This is a genomic window from Bradyrhizobium sp. S69, from assembly GCF_009766005.1.
In the GTDB taxonomy this organism is placed as follows: domain Bacteria; phylum Pseudomonadota; class Alphaproteobacteria; order Rhizobiales; family Xanthobacteraceae; genus Bradyrhizobium.
Genome location: NZ_LMUK01000043.1, coordinates 460,176 through 485,227 on the forward strand (window position 1 = coordinate 460,176; position 25,052 = coordinate 485,227).

The following is a 25,052-nucleotide window of genomic DNA, read 5'->3' on the forward strand; positions in this document are numbered from 1 at the left end:
CGCTGATTTGGGTCTGGAGTCAAGGACGATTTCTGAAAATCAGAAATTAAATATGAGATGTGAAGCGATAGACAGGGCAAATCAGATTGAACGCATCGCAGAAAATCGCGCGATGGCACGGACGGAATCGCACGACGACGGCCCGATGGGCGAGCGGAGCCAAGAAGCCGACGTTATCGCGGACGCAGGCCTCAATCCCCTGTGCCCGCATCGCCGAGCCTTGCCGCACGCTCGAGCAGCCGGCGCGCGTTGCGATAGGTCGGCACCTCGACCCAGAGACCCTCGACCAAGACGCGATCCTCGCCGCGCGCACGGGCGGAATCGAAGCCGTCGACGATGGTCCGCGCATGTCGCAGCTCATCGGCATCAGGCGTCAGCACGGCATTCAACACCGCCGCATGCTCCGGCAGCACCAGCGATTTGCTGCGATATCCCAGGCGCCGCGAAAAACGCGTTTCGCGTGCGGCGCCTTCGCTGTCGCTAAAGGTGTAAGGCGCGTCGATCGGCTCGATCCCGGCCGCACGGCACTCCACGACGAAACGCCGTCGTGCGTACTCCAGTTCGGTCCCGTCGGGACCGCGCTCGGCACAGAGATCGTTGGCGAGGTCCTCGGCGCCGAGCAACGCGCAGCGGATACGCGGGCTGCTTGCCGCGATCGCGCGCACTTCAATCACGCCCAACGCGGTTTCGCAGACCGGCAAAATCTCAGTGGAGTTCGCGGGCAGACCGAGCAGATGTTCGTGGTGGGTGATGGCTGTGTCCAGCGCATGCATCTGCGCGGGACGCTCAGCCATCGGATAGGCGATGACATCCGGCTGCGCCCGCATCGCGGCCGCGAGGTCGAGCATTCCACAGGCTTCGAGCGCGTTGACACGAACCGCGGCCAGCCGCCCGCGATCGCGGCAATCCCTAACGAAGTTCGCCAGCAACGCACGCGCCTTGTCGCGCAATGGCGGTGGCGTGAAGTCTTCGAGATCGACAATGAGGGCGTCAGCGCCGCTGGCCAACATGGCGTCATGCGCGTTGCGGTCGGCGCCGGGTCCGAACAGCCAGGTGCGGCGCAGGTCGGGGTCAAGGCCGGGCATCAGGCGTTTCCAGCCAGATATTGCTGACGCAGCACGAATTTCTGGATCTTGCCGGACGCCGTCTGCGGAAACTGCTCGACGAAACGCCAGACCCGCGGGACCTTGTAGGATGCAAGCCGCTCACGGCAGAACGCCGTCAGCGCCGCTTCATCGGTCGGCGCCCTGGTCTGGACGAATGCCACCACGATCTCACCCCATTCAGGGTCCGGCACACCTACCACGGCGACGGATGCGATGGATGGGTGGGTAAAAAGCAGGTCCTCGACCTCGCGCGGATAGATGTTCTCACCGCCGCGAATGATCAAATCTTTTAGGCGGCCCTGCACGCGGCAGTAGCCGAATTTGTCCATGCTGCCGAGGTCGCCGGTACGCAGCCATCCGTCCGCGTCGATCGCACCGGCGGTGGCGCCGGGATTATCGAAGTAATCCTTCATGACGAAATAACCGCGCGCGCAGATTTCACCGACCTTTTCGAGCGGGGCCGTCTCGCCGGTATCGACATCGATGATGCGGAGTTCGGTCTGCGGCATCGGGCGACCCACCGTCGCGATCCAATCGGCGTGCGGATCATCAGGCAGAGTGTGTGTGAGATAGGGCGAGGATTCGGTCTGGCCGAAGCCGATCCCAACCTTCAGGCCGGGCACCAGTTGCGCTGCCCGGCGCACCAAATCAGGCGGCACCGGCGTGCCTCCCATCAGAGCGAGGCGCCACGATGCGACATTGCGCCGAGGCAGCGCCGGATCATCCAACATGCGGATCACCATGGTCGGCACGCCAAGCATGACGGTGCCGCGCTCCTCCTCGCACAGTTGAAGCATCAATTCGGGATCGAAGCCCGGCAGCATGATTTGCGTGCCGCCGGTTTGCAGCGCGCCAAGGGTCACCAGTCCGCAACCTGCCGTGTGAAACATCGGCATCGGATTGACCCAGACATCGTCCGGCCTCGCGCCGACCGTGCGCGCGAAAAAACGGCCGTTGTTGCCGAGACCGCGATGGGTCAGCCGCGCGCCCTTTGGAAAGCCTGTCGTGCCCGACGTATATTGAATCTGCGCAATGTCATCCGGAGCCACGGTCGGCAATACGGCATCCGGCGACGCCGATCGCAGAAAGTCCGGCCATGTCGCCAGCGAAATCACCTCGCGCAGTTTCGGCAACTCGGCGCGAACCTGCTCGATCACGGCCAGGAGATCGCGGCCGCGATAATGCGGCTGCACGAAAATGCCGGCCGCCCGCGACTGCTTCAGCACGAATGCCAGCTCGTTGGCGAGATAGGCCGGGTTGACGGTGACCAGCGTGATGCCGGCGAGCGCGGCGCCGAATTCAATCAGCATCCATTCCGGACAATTGGCGGCCCAGATCGCGACGTGTTCGCCCGGCGCAAAACGGGCCGCGATCGCGCGCGCGACCGCTTCGGCCTCCGACAGCAGCGACGCAAACGTCCAGCGCCGGCGTTGCGCGCGATCGGGAAGGCCTTCGATCAAGGCGATGCGCTCGGGCCAAATGGCCGCCGCGTCACGCAGCGCATCACCGATGGAACGCTCAAGCACCGGCTCGGAACGATCCGGCGGATAATGCGAGAGGGCAAGTTCAGGACCCGTCAAGGCCGCCATGTTCACTCCCGGTGATCGCCGTTATCAGGCTGTTTTATTAATCCAATCGTATGGTACGCGGACGTCATCGCAAAATCTACACTCTGAGCGGGCAAGATCGTCGCGCCCTACCGCATGATGGAAGCCTGCATCGATTTCTGGGACGACATCGCAAAGAACCCTCCGGAGCTGTGATCACGTACGAAGCCGCTCGCTCTACACATGCCGCCATGATCTCCGCACCCGGAGCTCCAGGTCGGTCCGGCACATGAATTGCAAGGCTACCCACTGTAGGCTTTAGCCATTGCAGGGGTTACGCTCGACCCAGGCGCGAATACCGACTGAGGTGCCACCACGTGCCGTTGGATTTTGATTGATGAATGCCTCCACCAAGCCGGTACGGATCGGGGTCGATATCGGCGGCACGTTCACTGACCTGCAGATCTTCGATGCGCGCGATGGCCGGATCGTTGCCCACAAGCTGCCAACGACACCGGAAGATCCGTCGATTGCACTGGTCGAGGGCATCAAGATCGCCGGCCGGCGCTACGGCTTCACATTGTCGGACGTCGGCTATCTCATGCACGGCACCACCATTGCCACCAACGCCGTGCTTGAGCGCAAACTGCCCGCGGGAGCCCTGGTGACGACGGCCGGCTTCGAAGACGTGCTCGAGATCGGCCGCCACTATCGCCGCGACGTTTATTCCATCCATCCACAGCCGGTTCCCGCGCTGATCCCTCGCAACCGACGCTTCGGCTTTCACGAGCGGATGCGCTTTGACGGCAGCGCCGAACGCGTGCCGACCGCGGCCGACATCGATGCGGTGATCGCAAAGCTGGCCGCCGCCGACATCGAAACCGTCGCGGTCGCCCTGCTTCACGCCTACGCCAACCCCGATCACGAGCAGCGCCTCGCCGATCGCATCCGGCGGGCGCTGCCGAGACTCGACGTCTCACTGTCGTCGGTCATCAGTCCGGAAATCCGCGAGTATGAGCGGACCAGCACGACGGTGCTGAATGCGCTGTTGCAGCCCGTGGTCCGTGCCTACATCGAGCGCCTCGAAGCGCGGATGCGCGCCGAGGCGTTCGCTCCCCATCTCCTGATCGTGCAGTCGAACGGCGGGGTATGCACGCCGGCCACCGCCGCCGCCGAGCCTGCCCGCCTGTTGTTGTCGGGCCCGAGCGGTGGTGCGATGGCGGCGCTCGAACTCGCGCGCCGGCTCGACGAGCCAAATCTGGTGGCCGTCGACATGGGCGGCACCAGCTTCGACGTCTCCGTCGTTCGCGACAGCCGGCTCGAGATCGTCACCTTGAGCGAGATCGACCGGTTGCCGGTGCGCCTGCCGATGATCGAAATCCGCACCATCGGCGCCGGCGGCGGCTCGATCGCGCGGGTCAGCGCCAGCAAGCAGATGACGGTCGGCCCCGAGAGCGCCGGCGCCCGGCCCGGCCCGGTGTGCTACGGCCGCGGCGGCACCGAGCCCACGGTGACCGATGCCAATCTTGCGCTGGGCCGGCTCGATGCCGCGAGCTTCCTCGGCGGCGCCATGGCGCTCGACCGCGATGCCGCCCGCGCCGCCATCCTGGCGCGCGCCGGAGAGCCGCTCGGATTCGATACCGATGCCGCCGCCGCCGGCATCCTGCGTCTGACCAATACCAATCTCGCCGCCGCCATTCGCGTCAGCCTGTTCGAGAAAGGTCTCGATCCCCGCGATTTTACCCTGTTGAGTTTTGGCGGGGCGGGATCGGTGCACGCCTGCGCGGTGGCGGATGAGCTCGGTATCCGGCGCATCATCTTTCCGGTCGACGCCTCTACGTTCTCCGCGCGCGGCGTCCTGATGGCTGATATCGAGCACGCGTTCGGCCGTTCCGGCGTGCGGCCGTTCGACGGCAGCGCCGTCACCTGGGTGCGTTCGTGTTTTGAAAGTCTCAAGGCAGAGGGAGCGGCACGGCTCGAAGCCGACGGCATCGCATCCGCCGACCGGCAGTTCGAGCTGTCGGCCGATCTGCGCTATCGCGGCCAGGCTTTTGAGCTCACCGTCCCCTGGGGCGAGGTCGCGCTCGACGCGCCTGGCATCGGCGAAATCTGCCGCGGTTTCCACACCCAGCACGCCCAACGATTTTCCTACGCCAGTCCCGAAGATGCGGTCGAGCTCGTCACCTTGCGGCTTGCCGCGATCGGCCGAATGGCCCGTCCGCAGATTTCGGCCGCAAAACCTGTATCCGCCGATGGCGCCGCAGCCGGCCGCCGCCACGTCTATGTCGACGGCCAATGGCAGGACATCGCGACATGGCGACGCGACGCGATCGCAGCTTCGCTTAAGGTTTCCGGCCCTGCGATTGTCGAGGAGGATTATACGGCCGTCTACGTCGCACCCGGCTGGTCGCTCACGCTCGGGCGTGACGGTCATTTGGTGGCGGCCCGCAGCGAGGTGTTGGCATGACCGTGCTCGATCCCATCGAACTCGAAGTGCTGCGTAACGCGCTGACGGCCGCGGCCGCCGAGATGGACGTGACGATGTGGCGGACCAGCCGCTCGACCATCGTGCGCGAGATGCTCGACTACTCGACGGCGATCTTCGACGCCAACGGCAACAATGTGGCGCAGTCGGCGCGAATTCCGCAGCACCTCAATTCGATGGGCTATTTCCTGCAGACGATCCTCGACCGGTTCATTCCGGCGGACCTGTGGGAAGAGGGCGACGTCATCATCTCGAACGATCCCTATTGCGGCGGCCAGCATTTGCCTGACATCGCGGCGTTCCGTCCGGTTTTTTCCGGCGGCCGGCGCGTCGCGATCGTCGGCACGCTCTGCCACCATCTTGACGTCGGCGGCATGTCTCCCGGCAGCTATGCCGCCAACGCCACCGAAATCTATCAGGAGGGATTGCGCATTCCGCCCTCCAAGCTGTTCGCCAAAGGCGTGCGCAATGATGTGCTGTGGGGAGTGATCGCGCAGAATGTGCGCCAGCCGGTTGCCGTGATGGGTGACCTGCAGTCGCAAATCGCGTCGCTCGGCGTCGGCGTGCGAGCGGTCGAGATCCTGACGACGAGATACGGCGCCGACACCTTGATCGCATCGTGTTCGGCGATGCTCGACGCGTCCGAGGCCGCGATGCGGGCGGCCATTCGCGCGATCCCCGACGGCAGTTATGAATTCGAGGATTTTCTCGACGACGACGGCATCGACGTGACCAAGCCGGTACGCATCCATGCCCGGATCACCGTGACCGGCGACAGATTGGTGGTCGATCTCTCCGGCTCGGACCGCGAGGTCCCGGGACCGATCAACGCGACCCTGGGTTCGACATCGTCCGCGGTCTATTTCGCCATCGTCGCCGCCGCCGAGCACCAGATCGTTCCGAACGCCGGGTGCTACCGCCCGATCGAGATCGTCGCACCGGAGGGCCTGATCGTGTCGGCGCAGCATCCCGCGCCGGTCGCGCATCGCCTCGCGCCCGGCCATGTCCTGCTCAACGTGCTGTTCGGCGCGCTCGCCAAAGCCATCCCGAACCGGCTGCCGGCAGCGTATTATGCCGTCAGCTACGTCTGTTCGTTCCAGACCATGGAATCCAGCGGCGCGCGAAAGGTGCTGGTCGAGATCGAGGTCGGCGGCTGCGGCGCCCATCCCGATGGCGACGGCGCCAGCGCCCATTCGTTCGGTATGCACAACAACGCATCGATCCCGGTCGAGATGATCGAAAGCAGCATCCCGATCACCATGATCGAGTACGGCCTCGCGCCCGGGACCGGCGGCGACGGACGCCATCGCGGCGGCCTCGGCCTGCGCAGGGCCTGGCGCATCGACAGCCAGGCGGCGAGCTTTACGGGACAGATGGATCGGTTTCGATTTCGTCCGTTCGGGCTCGATGGCGGCGAGCCTGGCGCGGCAGGCCAACTCGAACTGGTGCGCGACAATCAGGCGCAGGCGCTGCACTCGAAGATTTCCAATATGCCGTTGCGAAAGGGCGACGTGATCCGGCTTGTCACCTCCGGCGGCGGTGGCCTCGGCCCGCCAGGCGAGCGGCAGGAATCCGCACGGCGACGGGATCGCGAGCAAGGCTATCTGGCCGCAACGCTACCTGGTGAATCAAGGCTACCTGGTGAATGACGCAGCGCTAAATCGCTTGAAATGTCTGAATCGCTTGAACAGGAGAGATAAGACATCATGGTTCGCAGAATAGATCGCAGAACGCTTCTTTTGGGCGGTACGGCCGCACTTGCCGCCAGTAGCTTGCCTGCATCGGCCCAAAACGCCGATGAGATACGGATCGGCTTGACCTATCCATTGTCGGGTAACAGTGCCCAGATCGGCGTCGACGCGCAAAAAGCGTACGAGACCGCGGCCGAGATCATCAACAACGACTACGATTTCGACCTGCCGCTGGCCAAGGGCCAGGGCCTGCCGGGATTGGGCGGCGCCAAGGTGCGGCTGATCTTTGCCGACCATCAATCCGATCCGCAGAAGGGTCGCGCCGAGGCCGAGCGCCTGATCACCCAGGAAAACGTCTGCGCCATCGTCGGCACCTATCAAAGCGCGGTCGCGGTCACCGTCAGCCAGACCTGCGAGCGCTACCAGATTCCGTTTCTCTCGGCCGAAAATTCCTCGCCCAGCCTGCATCGACGCGGCCTGAAATATTTCTTCCGTCCCTCGCCGCATGACGAGATGTATTCGGCGGCGATGTTCGACTTCTTCGATGCGATGAGGAAGCAAGGCACCAAAATCGAGACGCTGGCGCTGTTCCACGAGGACACGATCTTCGGCACCGACTCCGGCAATGCGCAGACCAGGCTTGCGGCCGAGCGCGGTTACAAGATCGTGGCCGACATCAAATACCGCGCCAACACGCCCTCGCTCTCGGCGGAGGTGCAGCAGCTCAAGGCGGCCAATGCCGACGTGCTGATGCCGTCGAGCTACACCACGGACAGCATTCTCCTGATCAAGACCATGGCCGAGCTCGGCTACAAGGCGAACGCGATCGTGGCGCAGGACGCCGGCTTCTCCGACCAGGCGTTCTATGACGCGGTCGGCGACCAGGTGAAGGGCTCGATTTCGCGCAGCACCTTCTCGCTCGATCTCGCTACCAAGCGGCCGATGGTCGGCACCATCAATGCCATGTACAAGAAAAAGTCCGGCAAGGATCTCAACGACCTGACCTCGCGGGAAGTGATCGGCCTTCTGGTGCTGGCGGACGCGATCGACCGCGCCAAGTCGATCGACGGCACCAAGATCCGCGACGCGCTGGCCACGACCGATATTTCGGGGGAACGGACCATCATGCCCTGGAAGCGGATCAAGTTCGACGAGATGGGCCAGAACAACGACGCCGACCCGGTGCTGCTGCAATATGTCGGCGGCAAATTCGTCACCATCTTTCCGCGGCAGGCCGCCATCGCCGAGGCGATCTGGCCGATGACGTAAGGCACGCGCGATGTTGCTCGATCTCGCCCCGCACGAAGCGGGGCGAGAGAGAAGTCTCTACGGATTGGCGATCGGCGGGGTCAGCACCAGTGGCGGCCGCGGCTTGGGTGCTGGCCGCAGCACACTGGGCGCGGGGCGAACCTCGATCGGCGGCGGCAGCGGGGCGACTTGCTGGCTCACCACCGGCGGAGCGGGACTGGCAGGCGCCAGCGGACGAGGTGCAACGACCCGCGGCTTCAACGGAATGCGGCGCGGATCGCGGCCGGGCACTGGCGCCTCGGAAAGCGGACGATCGGACGGGGTCGCGAGCGGCGGCGCGATCGCAGGCAATGGCAGCGCGGGCGGCGGAACAGATGCCGGCACCGCTTGCGGCGGCTCTCCGCGTTCGATCGAATCCAGCCGCCTTGTTTCGCGATCGATCGCCCTCACCGCGAGCCAGGAAGACAGCGCCGAGACATCGACGCTGCGATCGAGCCGGTCGGGCGAGCCCACATCGAACAACTGAATTTCCGGACGGCCGGTTGAGGATTCATTCGTGCTCAGGGAAATCGCCGCGCGAATATCGGCTTGATCGGCCGGAATATCGTAGCCGCCGGATATCACGGCGCGCGCCCCGCCGCCGTCGAGCGTGGTCGCGGCCACGCGAAGCCGGCCGTCCCGGATCGTGAATGGAATTTGCGCCGAGGTCACCAGCAACGCACCCGCCGACAACACGGGATCGACGAGCTGCCGCAGCCGGGCATCGTCGGTCGCCTGGCCCTGATCACTGGCGTGGATCGCGATCTCGAAGGCGCGCGGATCGAGCCCCGAGATCGCAGCCGCGTCCAGCGTCACGGTGCCGTTTCCGGACATCGCGCCCATCAGCGCCGAAGCGCTTCGGCCCTGCGCGGCCAAGGTCATTTGCAGCGACGCGCGTCCCGCCGGCATCGTCAGGCCGCGATAATGCAACGCGGCGCCGTCGACGCCCTTCAGTTGCACATTGGCGTTCAGCGCGACGCCGTTGGCGCCGGGTTTCGCGTCGATGCTGGCGACCGCCTCGCCGCCGCCGATGCTACCCTTGATGCTGTCGAAGTTCAGCGATTGGCCGTCGCTCTTGACCGTGCCGCTAACCGGACGTAACTCGCTGCCGCCCGGCAAGATGCCGCGCAACGCCTGAAATGCGATATGGCCGCGCCAGCCTTTCAGCAATCCGGAACCGAGCGGCTCGGTGGCATCGCGACCGGCGCTGCCGACCGCGAGCGCAAACGCCGGCGCGAGGTCGAGCGCATCGAGGCCGAGTTCGCCTTCGATGCTCTTGTCATCGCCGGCCTTGTCGCTGCCGAGGTTGACGGTCATGTGGCCGCGCAGCCGCGAACCCACCAATGCGCCGTCGATGTCGCCGAGCGTCAATTTGTTGCCGGCCAATGCGACCCGCGACGATAGGCTGATGTTCTGCGCCAGCGCTTCCGACGGTTTGAGGTCGAACAGCGGCGCGAGATTCATGCTGCGCACCTTCAAATTGACATTTGCCTTGGTCTCCTGCGCCCATGGTTCGGCGGAGCCATCTGCTTCGGCGTCGAGGCCGGTGCCCGACAGCTTGGCCTTCAGCCGCAGCGGCTCACTCCAAACGCCCGTCACCGAGCCGTGAAATTGCGCCGGCATATCGGCGGCCGTGATCGCGCGATCGAGCCCCAACAGCGCCAGCAGCGAACCCGCCCGCGGCGACGACAGGTTGGTTTCCAGGCTGAGCTGGCTACGCCGCATCTTGTCGACGTCCATCGCCTTGATCGCCGCGACGGCTGGGTTGGCCGTGATCGTGACGTTGCCGGTCAATTGCGGCGCGTCGAGATCGAGAACGGCGTGCGCGCTGGCGCGATCGGCGTGGCCGGGATCCTTGTCGACATCGATCGCAAGCTTGAGGTGCGCGGGACCTGGAGCCGCCCCCAGCGCATTGAGCCGCGTCGCGAGCGTCGGCGCCAGGGGAGCGATCACGCCGGAGAATGCGGCTGTGATCTTGTCCAGCGAGGCCGCGGTTGAATTCAGCGCCAGCTTTCCGGTGGCGCTGGCGCGGTCGAAACTCCCCGCCCCTTCCAGCATCACATTGCCGGCATCGCCGATCTTCAGTTGATCGAGCGTGATCGACTTCGGACCATAGCCCAGCTTCGCCGTGAAGGGATGCAGATCCTGGCCGGTCGATATCGCGTGGCCGAAATCGAGCGAGACCAGCGCCTCATCGGGCCATTCGCCCTGCGGTCCGGCCAGCGAACGCGCAAAGGCGATTGCCGCATCGAGGTCGAGGCGATCGGCCTTCAGCTCCGCATCGAACCGCGAACCGCCCTTAGCGGATGGCGTCGCGAACGCGATCCGCCCCGAGACGGCGCCGCCGTCGATCTCGGCCTGCATCGCATCGAGCGCAACCCGATCGGCGGCGATGCTGACATCGCCGTGCAGGTGCAGCTGCTTCTGGTTACGCAAGGTGATCTCGCTGCGGCCCTGCAACCACGCCGTCAGCGCATCCGGATCGGACGAATTGACGTCGAGCGCGCCCTTCAGGCCGCCGGCTTGCGCATGGCTGCCGCTGAGGGAGACCTGGGTCGCGCCAGGCGCGCGAAAATCCAGCCGGTCGACGGTCCAGGAGCCGGCATCGGCGTGCAGCGCCGCCGCCAGATTCTGCAGGGGACGTCCCCCCAGCATGATCTGCTCGGAACTCAGTTCGATTTTCACCGGAATCGGAAGCTGCGGAAGCGCGGCTATCAGCGCGCGCAGCCCCGGCAGCAATCGGATCGGCTCGGCGGTTTTGTCCTTCGCATTGTTCTTGTCGCTGTTCTTATCAGTGTCCTTCTCCCTGGCGACAAACCTGTCGGCGTCGAGCTGCCGCGCCGAGAGCACGGCGTGAAGCAGCGGCCTGGCGCCGAAGCTCGCATCCGCAAGGCCTGCAAATTTCAACGCGCGCTCTTCGACGCCGTAGCCGGCCTCGACCTGCTCGAACTGCGCGCCGGACGGATCGGCCTTGATCTTGGCGGTGATCTTCCAGGGCGTCTGGCTGTCGCCGCCCGAGTTGGCTTTTGCAGTTTCCTTGCCAGCCTCCTTGGCCGGCGTGGCCAGCATCAGCGCGCCCTCGAAGCGCGGGGCGCGCGCCTGGAAGGAGAGCACGCCTTCGAGATCGACGGCCAAAGCGCGCGCGCCGGGATCGATATTGAGATGAACGCGGGTGCCGCTGCCGTCGGTGCTGTCGCCGGACGACACCCGAAACGGATAGCGCGTGCCCGACACCGTGACGTCGCCGTCGCCGCGCACCGCCCCGGCCAGCGAGCGCACGTCTCCGCTGAAGACGATATCGTTCAACTCGAGGGTGCCGTGGCTTGCGGCATCATGCAGCGCGATGCGGCCGGTCAGGTTCAGGCGGTCGATCGCCAGCGAACCCAGATTGAAGTTGCCGTTGGTGGCCGGCCAGTCGATCCGGCCCTGGCGATCGAGACCGAGATCGAGCCCCAGGCCGTTGATCGTGAGCTCAGTCGCGCGCCATTCGCCGCGCATCAGCGAACCCAGGCTGAATTCGACGTCAAGCTTGTCGGCACGCACCTTGCCGAGATCATTGGCTCCGCCGACCACCACCTGGCGCAGTTGCAGCGAGGGCGCCGGCAACAGGCGTGCGTCGAGCTTGCCGCCGACCCGCACCGGCGCGCCAATCACCCGCGAGGCCTCAGCCTCGAACTGCGGCCGGAACTGATTCCAGTCGATGAAATACGGCCCGACCAGCGCGCCCACCAGCGCAATGATCAAGGCAATCGCCAAGCCGAGCAGCGTCGTCTGCACGGTGTCTCCCCGAACCATCCATCGGCGGCGTCAAAATCAACGCCGGAGCAGCGCCATATATAGAGCCAAGTGTGGCGAAGTCACAGCGCGCCGGAAAGACCAATCGACGCTGTCACCAGCTGGCGGGCAGCTCCTTGAGACCGCGCAGCACGAAGGTCGGCCGCCATTGCGGGTTTTCGGCGTCATCCAGCCGCAGATCCGGCAGCCGGCGCAGCAGGCTCGCGATGGCGATTTCCGCCTCGATGCGGGCGAGCTGGGCGCCGAGACAGAAATGGATACCGCCGCCAAAGGACAGCGGCCTCACATTCGGCCGGGTGATATCGAGGCTGCCGGGCCGGTCCGGATAGACCGCCGGATCATGGTTGGCCGACCCCAGCAGGCACAGCACGTTTTCGCCCTTTGGAATCCGCTTGCCGCCGAGGTCCTCGATATCTTCCAGCGCCACCCGGCCGGTCAACTGCACCGAGGAATCGTAGCGCAGGAACTCCTCGATCGCGTTGGTGATCAGGCCGGGATTGGCCTTCAGCAAAGCCAGCTGATCGGGATTGCGATGCAGGGCCAACAGGCCGTTGCCGATCAGATTGACGGTCGTCTCATGGCCGGCGCCGAACAAAAGGATGATGTTGGCGGTGAGTTCTTCATTGGAGAGCTTGCTGCCGTCCTCCTCGGCCTGGACCAATTGCGTGATCAGATCGTCGCCGGGCTGCTTGCGCCGCAGATCGAATAATTGCTGGAAATACATCGCGGCCATCAGGTTGCCAGCGTTGCCTTTCGCGATTTCCTCAGGCGACAGCGGCACCGGGTCCAACAGGCGTCCGCCATCGCGCGAGCCGGTATAAAACAGCTCGCGTTGCTCCTCGGGTATTCCGAGCATGTCGCAGATGATGGTGACCGGCAGGCGGAACGCAAAATCCTCGATCAGGTCCATGCGGCCCTGCGGGATGATCCGATCGAGCGTTTCGTCGACGACCTGCTGGATGCGGGGGCGCATGTCCTCGACCCGGCGCGCGGTGAACGCTTTCACCACCAGCCCGCGCAAACGGGCGTGGTCCGGCGGATCCTTTTGCAGCATCCAGTGGCTCATGCTGCGAAACACCGGCTCTTCCAGGCTCTTGGGGCCGTAGCGCCGGATCGTGCGCTCGGCAAAGTCCTTGCCGAAGCGCTTGTCGCGCAGCGCCAGGCTGACCTCGGCGTGGCGGCTCGCAACGAACGAACCGAACGCGGTCTGATGCATCGGATCGGTGGCGCGCAGCCGCGCGTAATGCGGATAGGGATCGCGAATGAATTCCGGCGCCAGCGGGTTGAAAAGCGGCCCGGTCGTCGCAGCCTGAACATGCTCGTTCATGGTGACCTCCCTGTGTTGCCACGCTTGTCTGCATCTTGAGCGCACCGGGCGCAGTCACCCGGCATTGCAACTCGATACACTATTGTATTGAGTTGCATTCTGACCTAAAATCCGCCGATGTCAAGAGTCCGAACCAGACCGACCCGGGACGATACCCGCGACAAGCTGTTCGAGGCGGCGGCGCGCGTGTTCGAGGAACAGGGCATCGGCGGCGTCAGCATCGAAGCGATCGCGGCGGCGGCCGGTTTTAGCCGCGGCGCGTTTTATTCGAACTTCAAGAGCAAGGACGAACTGATCATCGCCATGATCGAGGATCACGTCGAGCGGTCGATTCGACGCAATCTCGATCTGCTCGCCACACACGACAACCTCGCCGATTACATCGATGCGCTGAAGAGCATGGACCGCAGCCGGCAGGACCCGCTGGCGCGTTCCCCGCTGTTGCACATGGAGATGATCCTTTTTGTGGCGCGCGCCGAAAAGCGCCGGCCCGAACTTGCCCAGCGGCTGCGCGCGCGACGACAACTGATCGCCGATATCGTCGAAACCGCATCGAGAAACTCCGGGAAGAACGGTTCGCCGAACCCGGCCTGGACCGGCGCGATCGTGCTGGCGCTCGAGGACGGCTTTCGCCTGCACCGCCTGATCGATCCCGAGACCACGCCGGCCGACAGCTTCCTGCGCGCGATCGGCGATTTGCAGAAAGCCCTGGGAGCCTCATCCGCCTGACGCAGGCTTCCTGCAATGACGCGGACTCATGAGCACGCAGCCAACGGCTGGATCGTGAACACATCGATCAAATTGTCACGGCCTTTGATGAAATAGGTCCGCAAGCCTTTTTCCTCTTCTCCAACCGGAAGAGGCGCGATTGAACGACCAACGAATATTCTTATGCGTCTTCCTGTGAGCTGGATCACTGCAGCGTCGCACAACGTGCAGTAGTGTCGAAACAAGCGGGATCGCCGCCGGCGACCTCCCGCGACAACGGCTGGCGCTACGACTTGTTCGCGGCATCCAGTCTCCAAAAGGAGAAATGCACTCTCACACACGGAGAAAACGCTATGACCAATATTTGGATTCGTTCCGCGACTTCCCCAAATGCACACCTGCGCATCGACAGCTCCAAGGTGACGGGCTTCAACGGGGCCGGAAGCGGCACCGTCAACTGTCAGTATTACGGACCAGGAAGCGAGCCACAAAATCAGGCCGGCAACGACGAAGTTTTTTTACTCGTCCCAACGGCTGACGGCACAGCCTTCGCGATTCGTTCGACCGTTTCTGCACATGCATATCTGCGCATGGACGGCTCGCGGGTCACTCAGTTCAACGGCGGGGGAAGTGGCACCGTCAACTGCCAATATTACGCTCAGGGAACCCAGCCGCAGGTCGCGGCCGGAAACGATGAAGTTTTTCACTTGGTTCCCATACCCGACAGTCCTGCCTTTGCGATCCGCTCCATAAGCTACCCAAACGCCTATTTGCGTTTGGCCGGTGACGAGGTCACCGCGTTCAGGGGGAGTGGCAGCGGCGCCGTCAACTGCCAGTATTATGCTCCGGGGACCCAACCCCAATGGGCGGCCGGAAATGATGAGGCTTTCTACATTTCTGCCGTTTGAGACTCTGATCAAGTTGAGGACGGCGAAAGCCCTCGATCTGACATGACCGGCGTCGTTTCTGGCGACGCCGGCGAGGCGATCGCGCGTGAGTCCGCACTCTAGCCGACGCCCGCGCCCTGCGCCTTGTGCAACTGGCCTGCGACCGCGCGGATCTTGCCCGGCGATGCCTGCCAGATTGCGATCGCGGACAGCACGCTGACGCCGATCCCGATCACAAAAGCCAGCGTATAGTTCCCCGATAGGTCGTGCAGCGCGCCGGTGACCCAGGGGCCGGCGGCGCCGCCGGCCAGCGCCGCCAGCATGATGGTGCCGAAGATGCTGCCGTAATGCTTGCCCTGAAAAATCTCCACCACCACCGCGCCCATGATCGAGGTGAGGCCGTAGCCGAGCGCGCCTTGCGTCAGCACCATGAGATAGACCAGCGGCAGCGTCGGAAAATATTTCAACGCAACCAGTGCGGCAAAGCAGATGGCAAAGCCCACGCAGCTCGCAGCCCATATCCATTCGCGCCCGACCCGGTCGGACAGATGGCCGAGCGCGATCTGGCCCGGAATGCCGAGCAGACTGACCGCGCCCAGCGCCCACACCGCCACGTTCGGGCTGAAGCCGATGTCGAGAAGATATTTGGTCTGGTGCACCTGCACCGCGTACCAGATGTACAATCCGCAGAAATACGCCAGTGCGATCCACCAGAAGCGCGCGGTGCGAACGGCGCGGCTCAAGGTCCAGTCGATGCCGGCCCAGACCGGATCGACGACATTCGAGACCGGCACGCTCGACGCCGACGGCGCCGCGTCACCATCCGGTTCGAGCCCGATGTCCTGCGGCCGCTTGCGCAGCAACAGGTTGATCGGCGCGAGCACCACCAGAACCAGAATGCCCATCGCGGTGCAGGCGGTTCGCCAGCCGGTTTGCTCGATCATGTGCTGCACCCACGGCAGCAGCGTGATCGAGCCGATGCCGACGCCGGCGAAGGCCAGTCCCATCGCAAGGCCGCGGCGACGGTTGAACCAGTTCGGCAGAAACAGCGATTGGCCGGAATAACCAAGGCAGATGCTGCCGGCGCCGACCAGCACGCCGATCGTCAAATACAGATGCCAGGGCTGCGTCGTCAGTGGCGCCAGCAACAAACCCGCCGCCATCAGCGCGACGCCGAGTTCCATCACCATGCGCGGCCCGAAGCGGTCCATCGCGCGGCCGATCAGCGGGCTGACCGCGGCCGAAACCAGAAAGCCGAACGAAAAGGCGCCGGCCGTGACACCGCGTTCCCATCCGAACTCGTCGATGATGGGCGGAAAGAACAGCGAAAACGAGGTGCGCGCGTTAACGCCGATCGCCATCGTGACAAACGTCACGGCGATGATGATCCAGCCGTAAAAAAAGGGCAACCGCCGCATCAGATCACGCATCCCGGCGGCTTCCCGCGCCGCGATCGACGTGAATGCGCATCAAACGGATACATCGAGCGCGCTCCCCGGCATGCGGCGTTTATTCCCCCCTGAACCAAGCATATCACCTTCACGAATTTTCTACTTCGCAAGTGCAGCATAATGACATATTCTTGCTCCAATAGCCTCCCTTATCGTTGATTTGCCGCTCGGCTTATCAGAATCTTTTGCATCGTGATGGCTTGAAAAGCTTTCGGTTTTCCGATTGACGAACGCGTTATCCCGTCTCCCGTCGATGTGATTCGGTATCGAGAACAGATCGTTAAATCGTAAGGCCCAAAAATCCTAAGCCAGTGCGCCGGCTGTCGCGGTCGGGCGCATGCGAAGCTTGAGAACAAGAACAAGATCCAACGACAACCCGCATGAACATCAAGCTCAATCTCGCCGTCAACGACCAGGATCTGCGGCTCAATTTGTTTCTGGGCCTGGCGAACTGGTTCCTGTTCCTCGATCACATTCCCAACAATGTGGTGAACTTGATCACGTCCAGAAACTACGGTTTCAGCGGCGCGGCGGATTTGTTCGTGTTCATTTCGGGCTACACGGCGGCGACCGTCTACGGCAGGATCATGCTGGAACGCGGCGTCATCGTCGGCGCCACCCGCATCTTCAAGCGCACATGGCAACTCTATGCCGCCTACATCGTCCTGTTCACGAGCTATGTCGTCTCGATCGGATACATCGCGGGGCAATATTCGGCGCCAGACCTCATCAACGAGTTCAACATTTCAGCGTTTGTCGAGCATCCGGTCAAAATCCTGTACCACGCTTTGTTCCTGCAATCGAAAGCACTCAATCTGGATGTGCTGCAGCTCTATATCGTATTGATGCTGTTCTTGCCGCCGGCGCTCTGGATGATGATGCGCAAGCCGGCACTCACCATGGCCGCGTCGCTGGCGCTTTATTTCGGCGCGCGCACGTTCGGATGGAATCTGGCGTCCTATCCGGATGGCGACTGGTATTTCAACCCGTTCTGCTGGCAACTGCTTTTTGTATTCGGCGGCTGGGCCGCGCTGCATCGCGCGCAGGACACCCCTCGGTTCCTCAGATCGGTGATCGCGCTCGATCTGGCGATCGCCTATTTGATATTTGCTTTCGTGATGACGATGGCGGGACGCTTTGCGGCTTTCGGGCAGTTGTTCCCGGCCTGGCTACTCGACGCCTTCAATCCGAACGACAAGGAAAATCTCGCGCCGTACCGTGCCCTGCATTTCGTCGTCATGGTGTTTGTCGTCACGCGCTTCATCCGCAAGGATTGGCAAGGATTGAAGTGGACGATGTTCGATCCGCTGATCAAATGCGGCGAACAATCGCTGGCCGTATTTTGTGTTGGGGTGTTTCTCGCCTTCATCGGTCATTTCACGCTGATGATCAGTTCGGGCTCGGTGCTGACGCAGATCCTGGTCAGCGCCACCGGCATCGCGATCCTGACCCTCGTCGCCTACTATATTACGTGGTCCAAGGAGCAGGACGCCCGGAAGACGGTCACGCGCTCCAATGAGCCCGCGCCGATCTCAGCCGAACACGGCGTTGGGCAGCCACAGCGTCAGGATCGGCACATAGGTGATGATCGCGAGCACGATCAAAAGCAGCACCAGGAACGGCAGGATACCGCGTATCACCTCGCCGATTGACGCGGACGAAATGGTCGAGAGCACAAACAGATTGAGCCCGACCGGCGGATGAACCAGCCCGATCTCCATGTTGTGGGTGAAGATGATGGAGAAATGCACGGGGTCGACGCCGAGCGGCACCAACGCCGGCGCCAGGATCGGCAGCACCAATAGCAAGGTCGCGGTGACCTCGAGGAAACAACCGAGCACCAGCAACAGCCCGTTGATGATCAGCAGGAACTGCCAGGTCGCGAAATGATGACCGATGACGAAGTTGACGAGCTGGTTGGGAATGCCTGATTCGGTCATCCAGTGACCGAACGCCAACGCGGTCGCCACGATCAGCATGATGGTGGCGGCGCTGCGGATGCCGTCGGTGATGACGCGCAGGGTCTGCGTCCAATGGAAGCCGCGGTAGAAGATCAGCGAGACCAATAGCGCCACCGCGGCCGACAGCGCCGCGGCCTCGGTCACGGTGACGACGCCGCCATAGATTCCGACCGTGACGACCAGCGGCACCGCCAGCGCCGGGATCGCATGCCCGGTGACGCGCAATCGCTGCGCCAGCGGCAGCACCGGCTCGACCGGGAAGTTGTGCTTCCTCGCATAATACAGCACCCACAGCGCGAACGCCGCGGCCTGCAGCAGGCCGGGCAGCACGCCGGCCAAAAACAGCCGCGGCACCGACTGCTCGGCGACGATGCCATAGAGAATGAGCGCCAGCGACGGCGGCACCACGATGCCGATGGTGCCGGACGCGCCGACGACGCCCAGCGCAAACGAGCGCGGATAGCCACGTTCGATCATCGCCGGCACCAGGATAGTACCCATCGCCAGCGCGGTCGCGACACTGGAGCCGCAGATCGCCGCGAACAGCGTGCATGCCACCACGGTCACGAGGCCGAGCGAGCCGCGGATGCCGCCAAGCCATGCCGTCGCAACGTCCACCAGCGCCTTCGCAACGCCGCCCGAGCGCATGAAGGCCGCCGCCATCACGAACAATGGCAGCGCCATCAGCGTCGTCGAATTGAGTTTGTTGATCACCATCTGCGCCGCGCCGATCAAGGGCTGGCCGGTGGCGATGTAGAGAATGCCCGCGCACATGCCGAGCACCAGGAAAATCGGCATCCCGGCTGCGAGCAGCCCAAAGAACAACAGCAAGAACAGGAGGGTCAGCATGAGTTTTTACGGGCGCCCGGGCTCAGCGATCGGTCAGCGGCGGCGACAGCCCGCTCGGCATTTCATCGTGCAGCACCGGGCCCACCGTCATGGCCGGATCGAAGAACAATGCAAAACGAACCAGCCGCATGATGTAGCGCACCAGCATCAGCGCGCTGCCGACCGGCAGCGCGAGGTAATAAATCCACATCGGAAATTGCAAATCGGTCGAAGAGGTCTCGTTGATCAAGAGCGAGGTGTCGACGATCTCCCAGCCGTACCAGACCAGCGCTCCACAAAATACGATCGCAACCAGGCAATTGAAGATCTCGACGATGCGCAACCAGCGCGGCGACAACAGCCGCAGCACCAGATCCGGCCGGACATGGCCGTCGCGCCGCACCAGTTGGCTCGAGACGATCATGATCGCCCAGATGATGAGATAGACGATGACCTCTTCGGCGTAACTGATGGCCTGCGCCGGGTCGAAGTAACGCCCGACCACCTGGAGCACGCCGATCACCAGCGCGATCAGGCCGAGCAGGCCCACCAGGGTCTCCTCGATCCGGTCCCACCAATGCAGCGCTGCCGATGATGCCTTGAGCCAAAACACTCGCCGAGACACGCGTGAAGTCACGCTCAACTGCCGCTGCCGACGTCAGCCATGATCAGCTTGACCAGTTCCGGCGACACCTTGATGTCCTTGGCGAGCTGATCCTGCTCCGGCAGCATCGATTTACGCGCCGCGGCGGTCTGCTCCTCGGTCGGATCGCTGAACTTGACGCCGTGCTCTTCCAGCGTGGCGCGCGCCTTGGTCTGGGCCGCGGCCATGTTGCTGCGGTAGGCCGGGATGTTCTGCGCCCATACGTCGGTCATGATCTTCTGCAGATCGGGCGACAGCTTGTCCCAGAACGTCTGGCTCATCAGCGGAATATATTCGGCGGTGAACTGGCGATCCGCCAGCGCGTATTTGACGCCGGAATCCCAGAGTTTTGCGCTGGCCAGACTTTCATTCGAGGACACCAGCCCGTCGAAGGTGCCCTGCGACAGCGCCAGCGGCACGTTAGGCCACGCCGTGGTGTTGGGGATCGCACCGAGAAAGCGGGCGCGCCAAGCCTGGCCGGCGCCGCCCGAATTGCGGATCTTCATGCCCTTGAGGTCGGCAAGGCTGGTGACCGGTTTGTTGGCGCTGTACCAGTTCTGGAAACCGAGATCGAGATACGGCCCGACCACATGCGAGCGCAGCTTCTGCTGTATCTGCGTGTTGAGATATTGCCCCGGCTTGCCGTCGATCACCCGGTGGATCAGCTCGATCGGCTGGCCATAGAGCGCCGGAAGCTGGAAGCAATCGGCGTCGGACACGATGCCGGTGATGGTCCAGCTGCCGGGCGCGGCCATTTCGACCTGGCCCTGAATCAGCGCCTTGCCGACTTCAAGATCAGGATAGAGCTGGCCGCTTTCGAACAGCTCGGTCTTGATCTTGCCGCCGGCGGCGGCCTCGACCTTGCCGAGAAAATCCCGCACCGAAACGTTACGCAGATGCGAAGGCGCGGTATCGAGCGAACAGCGCAGCCGCAGCGGCTCATCGGCGCGCGCGGAACCGATCAGGGCCGGTGCCGCGATGGCAGCCATCGATGCCCCCACCGTGGCCATCACCGAAGCCTTGGCAAAATCACGGCGTGTCAGACGGTGTGTCATTCGCAAGATCTCCCGGTGCGTTTTATGAAGTCAGCCGATCGCCGCTGAGGGCATGGCCGCAAGACGCTTGGCCACAGCATAGCCTTGCGGCCCCTTGATCGGCAACGCGCAATCGCCGGGAGCGATCTCGTCCGTTAGTTTCGTTTGTGACAGCCGTCGACGTTCAAGCGCAGGTCGCGCATTCTCTGCTGCACCGCGATACGGCAAACGCGGCGATCTGGAACGCCGCACCAACGCTGAGCGCCGTTTGAGCAACAAGCCCACAAAAGTTGCGACCGATGCCCAAATTTTGGAGCGCCGGCTGCAAGGGTTTGTGCGCCTGCGGACAAGCATTGGCGCAACGCCGCCTCTACCGTTGGCCACCAGTCAGCCTTGCCGAGCGCATCCGCTCGTCAGCAACAGAGGAGTCTGTGCCATGGTGCCACGAAGTCTATTTGGGAACGCGCGCAAGAAAATCGGATCCGCCAGTCGGCTTCGCAGCGTCGCCATGGGGGTTGCCGGCCTGATTGCGCTTTGCATCGCGGGACAGGCCCAGGCGGCGGCGCCGGCAGGCTGCGCGGCATTGCAGACAAAATACCCGGACTGGAAGGGCAAGACGCTGGTCAACGCGATCAATCCCCACACCCCCGGCTATGAAGCGATCGACCCCAAAGACCCCGACAAATATGTCGGCTTCGACATCGATCTCGGCGAAGCGATCGGCGAATGCCTCGGCTTCAAGCTGACCTACAAGGCGGTGACGTTCGCGGCATTGCTGACGACGCTGTCGAGCGGCCAGGCCGATATCGTGATCTCCGATATCTACGCCACCAAGGAACGCGCCAAGGCGGCCGATTTCATCACCTACTCGAAAGTGTTCGACGGCGTGCTGGTCGCCAAGGGCAACCCGAAGAAGATCGACGGCATCAACATGTCGCTCTGCGGCGCCGCGGCGGCCGAGAATACCGGCTATGTCGAGGTACCGCTGGTGCAGGACCTGGCGCCGAAGTGCAAGGAAGCAGGCAAGGCAGAGCCGACCATCCAGCTCTATGACAACAACGCCAACTGCATCCAGGCGATCCTGGCCGGTCGTGCCGACACCTATGTCAACGACGTCAATACCGTGGACCAGGCGGTGAAGGCTAATCCGGACAAGCTGGAGAAGGCGATCGCGGTCACCATCCCCTATTCAGTCGGCATCGGCGTGCCCAAGGACAAGCCGAAATTCCGCGATGCGGTGCTGGCGGCGCTGATCGAAGTCCAGAAGGCCGGCATCCACAAGGACCTCTTGAAGAAGTGGGAGCTCGATCCGAACAACTTCAAGGAACCGGATATCCTGACGGCCGATTGATGTCCCTGTTCCTTCACTACCTCAGTCTGCCGTACCTGATCGCGGGCGTCTGGTTCACCCTGGCGGTGACGGCCCTCGGTCTGGTCGGCGGATTGTTGCTCGGTCTGGTCCTCGCGGCGATGCAGCTCAGCCGGTTCTGGCTGTTGGCTGCATTCGCCCGGGGCTACACCATCATCTTCCGCGGCACGCCGCTGATCCTGCAAATGGTGTTCGCCTACGACGCGCTGCCGCAGATCGGCATAAAACTCAGCGCGATCGGCGCGGCGGGCCTGGCGCTCGCGGCCAATGAAGCGCCCTTCATCGCCGAAATGCTCCGGGCCGGCGTGCTCGGCATCGACCGCGGCCAGGTGCTGGCCGGCCAGGCGCTCGGGATGACGCCTTCGCGATTGATGCGCAGGATCATCGCGCCGCAGGCGATCCGCACGATGATCCCGGCGTTCGGCAATGAGACCGTCAGCGCCCTGAAGAATTCGTCGCTGGCGAGTGTCATTTCCGTGCAGGAACTGACCTTGCGCAGCACGCAACTGGCGTCTTCCACCTTCGATTTCTTCTCGATCTTCTTTGCCTCCGGACTGATTTATCTGGTGCTCACCACCGGCGTCAGCGTGATCCAGTTGTTGGTCGAACGCGCGCTCGATCTCGACCGGCCCGCGACCGCGAACCGCTTTGCGCGTTGGCTGCCGTGGTACCGTGCGCCATTGGTGCTGGGGCCCGTCGCAGGCAAACCGGCCGCGCATGACAACGAACAGGCTCCCTCCCCGGCCGCACCAAAGGACGTCAAGGCCTCGCGGGCGGATCGGACCAAGCGCTCGGCGACCCTGGCGCATAATGAAATCGTGGTCGACGTCAGCGGTCTCTACAAGGCCTACACCAGCCAGCCCGTGCTGGCCGGCGTCGATCTGACGGTGCGGCTCGGCGAGGTGATCGCGCTGCTCGGTCCGAGCGGATCGGGCAAGAGCACGCTGCTGCGCTGTATCAATCACCTCGAAGGCTGGGATGCCGGAACCGTCAAGGTCGGCGGCCGCCGTATGGGTTTTCGCGAAGACGGCAAGGCGCTGTCGCCGCGGGCGCTGGCCGAAGAACGCGCCAGCGTCGGCGTCGGCATGGTGTTCCAGCAATTCAACCTGTTCGGTCATCTCACCGCGCTGGAGAACATTGCCGGTCCGTTGCGCTGGGTTCACGGCGTCTCACGCGCCGACGCGGAGCGTCGCGCCCGCGAATTGCTCGAACGGGTCGGCCTCGGCGCGCGCGCCAACGCCTTGCCGCGGCATTTGTCCGGCGGCCAGCAGCAGCGGGTCGCGATCGCGCGCGCGATCGCACCCAATCCTGCCGTGCTGCTGCTCGACGAGCCGACCTCGGCGCTCGATCCCGAACTGGTCAATGAAGTGCTGGAAGTGATCCGGCGGCTGGCGGTCGAGGACGGGCTCACCATGATCATCTCGACGCATCAATTGCGCTTCGCCGACGAGGTCGCCGACCGCGTGGTGTTTCTCAGCGGCGGCTCCATCCTCGAGGAAGGCCCCGCGCATGAGGTCCTGACCCGGCCACGCCACCCCATCACCGCGCGTTTTCTCAACGTGATGGAGGCCGACAAACCAAGCGTGGCGCCGGCCTGAGCCGCGCCCGTCCCGAAACTCAAAGCAGGCTTGCATTCCACAAGCGTCATCCGAGGCCATCAGCATGAAGCACCATCTCCTTCCCGTTTCGCCCAGCAACGTCCAATGGGGCTATTTCAGCAAGAAGATAGCACCGGCGTTGACGCTGAAATCCGGCGACCGCGCCACCATCGAAACGCTGACGCACCACGCCAATGACGACCATGAGCGGATGATCGCGGGCGATCCCGGCGCCGAAAGCGTGTTCCGCTGGACCAAAGAACATAAGGCCATCGCGCGCCGTGGCGCCGGCCCGACCGAAGGACCCTTCATACGCGGCTCCGGCGAAGGCGTCGGCGTGCATCTTTTGACCGGGCCCGTTGCGATCGAGAACGCCGAGCCCGGCGATATCCTGGAAGTGCGGATCCTGGATGTTCGGCCGCGGCCGAGCTGCAACGCCTGCCATGCCGGGCGCTGCTTCGGCTCGAATGCCGCGGCGTCGTGGGGATTTCACTATCACGACCTGATCGAGGAGCCGAAGCCGCGCGAGGTCATCACCATCTTCGAGCTCGATACCTCGGGCGAGCCCTACGCCAAGGCGGTCTACAATTATCGCTGGACGCCGCAGACCGACCCTGACGGCATCGTGCATCCGACCATCGATTATCCGGGCGTGCCGGTCGACCATCGGCTGGTGCAAAAGCGTGAGAATATTCTGCAGAACGTCCGCGTGCCGGCGCGGCTGCATTTCGGCACCATGGGGCTGGCGCCGGCCGAATCCGATTTCGTCAGTTCGATCCCGCCTGGGTACACCGGCGGCAATATCGACGACTGGCGCGCCGGCAAGGGCGCGCGGATGTATTATCCGGTCGCGGTCCCCGGCGCGCTGTTTTCGGTCGGCGATCCCCATGCAGCCCAGGGCGACAGCGAACTCGGCGGCACCGCGATCGAGACCTCGCTGACCGGCGATTTCGAATTCATCCTGCACAAGAACCGCGATCTCGGCGGCACCATCATGGAAGGCCTGACCCATCCGATGCTGGAAACGGATCAGCAATGGTCGATGTACGGCTTTACGTTTCCGAACTATCTGGCCGAACTCGGCGCCAACGCCCAGACCGACATCGTCAACCATTCGAGCCTCGACAAGGCGATGCGCGACGCATTCCGTAAGCTGCGGCGGTTCCTGATGACGGTTCACCACATGAGCGAGGACGAGGCGATCGCGCTGATGTCGGTAGCGGCCGATTTCGGCGTGACCCAGGTGGTCGACGCCAATTGGGGCGTGCACGGCTCGATCCGGAAGAACGTGTTCATGTGCACCTAACGCTCGTCGTGGCATAGGCGGGAGCGGAA

At 63.7% G+C, this 25,052-nt stretch carries 17 protein-coding genes; 9 read left to right on the top strand and 8 right to left on the bottom strand.

All coding sequences use genetic code 11. The features are described from left to right. Window positions 1-191: 191 nt before the first annotated feature. Together GSQ88_RS24530 and GSQ88_RS24535 are read right to left on the bottom strand one after the other, a co-directional pair. The gene (locus GSQ88_RS24530) at window positions 192-1,085 is read right to left on the bottom strand and encodes an HpcH/HpaI aldolase/citrate lyase family protein (RefSeq protein WP_159010323.1); all 894 of its coding nucleotides are present in this window, start codon (window positions 1,083-1,085) and stop codon (window positions 192-194) included. Continuing rightward, complete coding sequence (locus GSQ88_RS24535; protein ID WP_159010324.1) at window positions 1,085-2,695, bottom strand: AMP-binding protein; 1,611 nt, start codon at window positions 2,693-2,695, stop codon at window positions 1,085-1,087. Before GSQ88_RS24535 ends, GSQ88_RS24530 begins: the two co-directional genes overlap by 1 nt. Window positions 2,696-3,050: 355 nt before the next feature. Between GSQ88_RS24535 and GSQ88_RS24540 the strand changes: the two genes are divergently transcribed. Genes GSQ88_RS24540 through GSQ88_RS24550 form a run of 3 tightly spaced genes read left to right on the top strand, consistent with a single transcriptional unit; the run spans window position 3,051 to window position 8,098 of the window. Next, window positions 3,051-5,120 (top strand): hydantoinase/oxoprolinase family protein, encoded by a 2,070-nt coding sequence (locus tag GSQ88_RS24540; protein ID WP_159010325.1) that lies wholly within the window; start codon window positions 3,051-3,053, stop codon window positions 5,118-5,120. Further along, window positions 5,117-6,787: a hydantoinase B/oxoprolinase family protein gene (locus tag GSQ88_RS24545; protein WP_210253881.1), complete on the top strand. Its 1,671-nt coding sequence runs from the start codon at window positions 5,117-5,119 to the stop codon at window positions 6,785-6,787. The genes GSQ88_RS24540 and GSQ88_RS24545 overlap by 4 nt, the downstream gene beginning before the upstream one ends. 57 nt (window positions 6,788-6,844) lie before the next feature. After that, window positions 6,845-8,098, top strand: a complete 1,254-nt coding sequence (locus GSQ88_RS24550; protein ID WP_159010326.1) for an ABC transporter substrate-binding protein — start codon at window positions 6,845-6,847, stop codon at window positions 8,096-8,098. A 57-nt stretch (window positions 8,099-8,155) separates the two neighbouring features. On the opposite strand, the gene GSQ88_RS24555 is transcribed toward GSQ88_RS24550, so the two are convergent. Together GSQ88_RS24555 and GSQ88_RS24560 are read right to left on the bottom strand one after the other, a co-directional pair. After that, window positions 8,156-11,893, bottom strand: coding sequence for an AsmA family protein (locus GSQ88_RS24555; RefSeq protein ID WP_159010327.1), 3,738 nt, complete (start codon window positions 11,891-11,893; stop codon window positions 8,156-8,158). Window positions 11,894-12,005: 112 nt separating this feature from the next. Beyond that, window positions 12,006-13,238: a cytochrome P450 gene (locus GSQ88_RS24560; protein ID WP_159010328.1), complete on the bottom strand. Its 1,233-nt coding sequence runs from the start codon at window positions 13,236-13,238 to the stop codon at window positions 12,006-12,008. A gap of 117 nt (window positions 13,239-13,355) precedes the next feature. Between GSQ88_RS24560 and GSQ88_RS24565 the strand changes: the two genes are divergently transcribed. Then, window positions 13,356-13,967 (top strand): TetR/AcrR family transcriptional regulator, encoded by a 612-nt coding sequence (locus tag GSQ88_RS24565; protein WP_159010329.1) that lies wholly within the window; start codon window positions 13,356-13,358, stop codon window positions 13,965-13,967. Between the two features lie 332 nt (window positions 13,968-14,299). Further along, a complete protein-coding gene (locus tag GSQ88_RS24570) occupies window positions 14,300-14,854 on the top strand; it encodes a hypothetical protein (RefSeq protein WP_159010330.1) in 555 nt (184 codons plus the stop codon). Between the two features lie 98 nt (window positions 14,855-14,952). Here GSQ88_RS24570 and GSQ88_RS24575 read toward each other — a convergent pair whose 3' ends face one another. Beyond that, complete coding sequence (locus tag GSQ88_RS24575; protein WP_174248097.1) at window positions 14,953-16,263, bottom strand: MFS transporter; 1,311 nt, start codon at window positions 16,261-16,263, stop codon at window positions 14,953-14,955. 401 nt (window positions 16,264-16,664) lie between these two features. Between GSQ88_RS24575 and GSQ88_RS24580 the strand changes: the two genes are divergently transcribed. Beyond that, a complete protein-coding gene (locus GSQ88_RS24580; RefSeq protein WP_159010331.1) occupies window positions 16,665-17,936 on the top strand; it encodes an OpgC domain-containing protein in 1,272 nt (423 codons plus the stop codon). On the opposite strand, the gene GSQ88_RS24585 is transcribed toward GSQ88_RS24580, so the two are convergent. The 3 genes from GSQ88_RS24585 to dctP are packed head-to-tail and all read right to left on the bottom strand — an operon-like array spanning window position 17,817 to window position 20,771. Continuing rightward, complete coding sequence (locus tag GSQ88_RS24585; RefSeq protein WP_159010332.1) at window positions 17,817-19,094, bottom strand: TRAP transporter large permease; 1,278 nt, start codon at window positions 19,092-19,094, stop codon at window positions 17,817-17,819. The two genes, GSQ88_RS24580 and GSQ88_RS24585, sit on opposite strands and share 120 nt — an antisense overlap. A 22-nt stretch (window positions 19,095-19,116) precedes the next feature. Next, complete coding sequence (locus GSQ88_RS24590) at window positions 19,117-19,686, bottom strand: TRAP transporter small permease (protein ID WP_159010333.1); 570 nt, start codon at window positions 19,684-19,686, stop codon at window positions 19,117-19,119. A gap of 26 nt (window positions 19,687-19,712) precedes the next feature. Beyond that, window positions 19,713-20,771 carry a TRAP transporter substrate-binding protein DctP gene (dctP, locus tag GSQ88_RS24595; RefSeq protein WP_159010334.1) on the bottom strand — a complete coding sequence of 353 codons (1,059 nt, stop codon included), beginning with the start codon at window positions 20,769-20,771 and terminating at the stop codon, window positions 19,713-19,715. A 487-nt stretch (window positions 20,772-21,258) separates the two neighbouring features. Between dctP and GSQ88_RS24600 the strand changes: the two genes are divergently transcribed. The 3 genes from GSQ88_RS24600 (at window position 21,259) to GSQ88_RS24610 (ending at window position 25,023) form a co-directional block, all read left to right on the top strand. Then, window positions 21,259-22,101 (top strand): ABC transporter substrate-binding protein, encoded by an 843-nt coding sequence (locus GSQ88_RS24600; protein ID WP_246784993.1) that lies wholly within the window; start codon window positions 21,259-21,261, stop codon window positions 22,099-22,101. Beyond that, window positions 22,101-23,717 carry an amino acid ABC transporter permease/ATP-binding protein gene (locus tag GSQ88_RS24605; RefSeq protein WP_159010335.1) on the top strand — a complete coding sequence of 539 codons (1,617 nt, stop codon included), beginning with the start codon at window positions 22,101-22,103 and terminating at the stop codon, window positions 23,715-23,717. Before GSQ88_RS24600 ends, GSQ88_RS24605 begins: the two co-directional genes overlap by 1 nt. A 64-nt stretch (window positions 23,718-23,781) precedes the next feature. Next, window positions 23,782-25,023, top strand: coding sequence for an acetamidase/formamidase family protein (locus GSQ88_RS24610; protein ID WP_159010336.1), 1,242 nt, complete (start codon window positions 23,782-23,784; stop codon window positions 25,021-25,023). Window positions 25,024-25,052 lie beyond the last annotated feature (29 nt).

What these genes read in the sequence shown, in the direction of transcription:
- GSQ88_RS24530 (WP_159010323.1), bottom strand. Translation starts at nt 1,085, where the DNA reads ATGCCCGGCCTTGACCCCGACCTGCGCCGCACCTGGCTGTTCGGACCC.
- GSQ88_RS24535 (WP_159010324.1), bottom strand. Translation starts at nt 2,695, where the DNA reads ATGGCGGCCTTGACGGGTCCTGAACTTGCCCTCTCGCATTATCCGCCG.
- GSQ88_RS24540 (WP_159010325.1), top strand. Translation starts at nt 3,051, where the DNA reads ATGAATGCCTCCACCAAGCCGGTACGGATCGGGGTCGATATCGGCGGC.
- GSQ88_RS24545 (WP_210253881.1), top strand. Translation starts at nt 5,117, where the DNA reads ATGACCGTGCTCGATCCCATCGAACTCGAAGTGCTGCGTAACGCGCTG.
- GSQ88_RS24550 (WP_159010326.1), top strand. Translation starts at nt 6,845, where the DNA reads ATGGTTCGCAGAATAGATCGCAGAACGCTTCTTTTGGGCGGTACGGCC.
- GSQ88_RS24560 (WP_159010328.1), bottom strand. Translation starts at nt 13,238, where the DNA reads ATGAACGAGCATGTTCAGGCTGCGACGACCGGGCCGCTTTTCAACCCG.
- GSQ88_RS24565 (WP_159010329.1), top strand. Translation starts at nt 13,356, where the DNA reads ATGTCAAGAGTCCGAACCAGACCGACCCGGGACGATACCCGCGACAAG.
- GSQ88_RS24570 (WP_159010330.1), top strand. Translation starts at nt 14,300, where the DNA reads ATGACCAATATTTGGATTCGTTCCGCGACTTCCCCAAATGCACACCTG.
- GSQ88_RS24575 (WP_174248097.1), bottom strand. Translation starts at nt 16,263, where the DNA reads ATGCGTGATCTGATGCGGCGGTTGCCCTTTTTTTACGGCTGGATCATC.
- GSQ88_RS24580 (WP_159010331.1), top strand. Translation starts at nt 16,665, where the DNA reads ATGAACATCAAGCTCAATCTCGCCGTCAACGACCAGGATCTGCGGCTC.
- GSQ88_RS24585 (WP_159010332.1), bottom strand. Translation starts at nt 19,094, where the DNA reads ATGCTGACCCTCCTGTTCTTGCTGTTGTTCTTTGGGCTGCTCGCAGCC.
- dctP (WP_159010334.1), bottom strand. Translation starts at nt 20,771, where the DNA reads ATGACACACCGTCTGACACGCCGTGATTTTGCCAAGGCTTCGGTGATG.
- GSQ88_RS24600 (WP_246784993.1), top strand. Translation starts at nt 21,259, where the DNA reads ATGGGGGTTGCCGGCCTGATTGCGCTTTGCATCGCGGGACAGGCCCAG.
- GSQ88_RS24605 (WP_159010335.1), top strand. Translation starts at nt 22,101, where the DNA reads ATGTCCCTGTTCCTTCACTACCTCAGTCTGCCGTACCTGATCGCGGGC.
- GSQ88_RS24610 (WP_159010336.1), top strand. Translation starts at nt 23,782, where the DNA reads ATGAAGCACCATCTCCTTCCCGTTTCGCCCAGCAACGTCCAATGGGGC.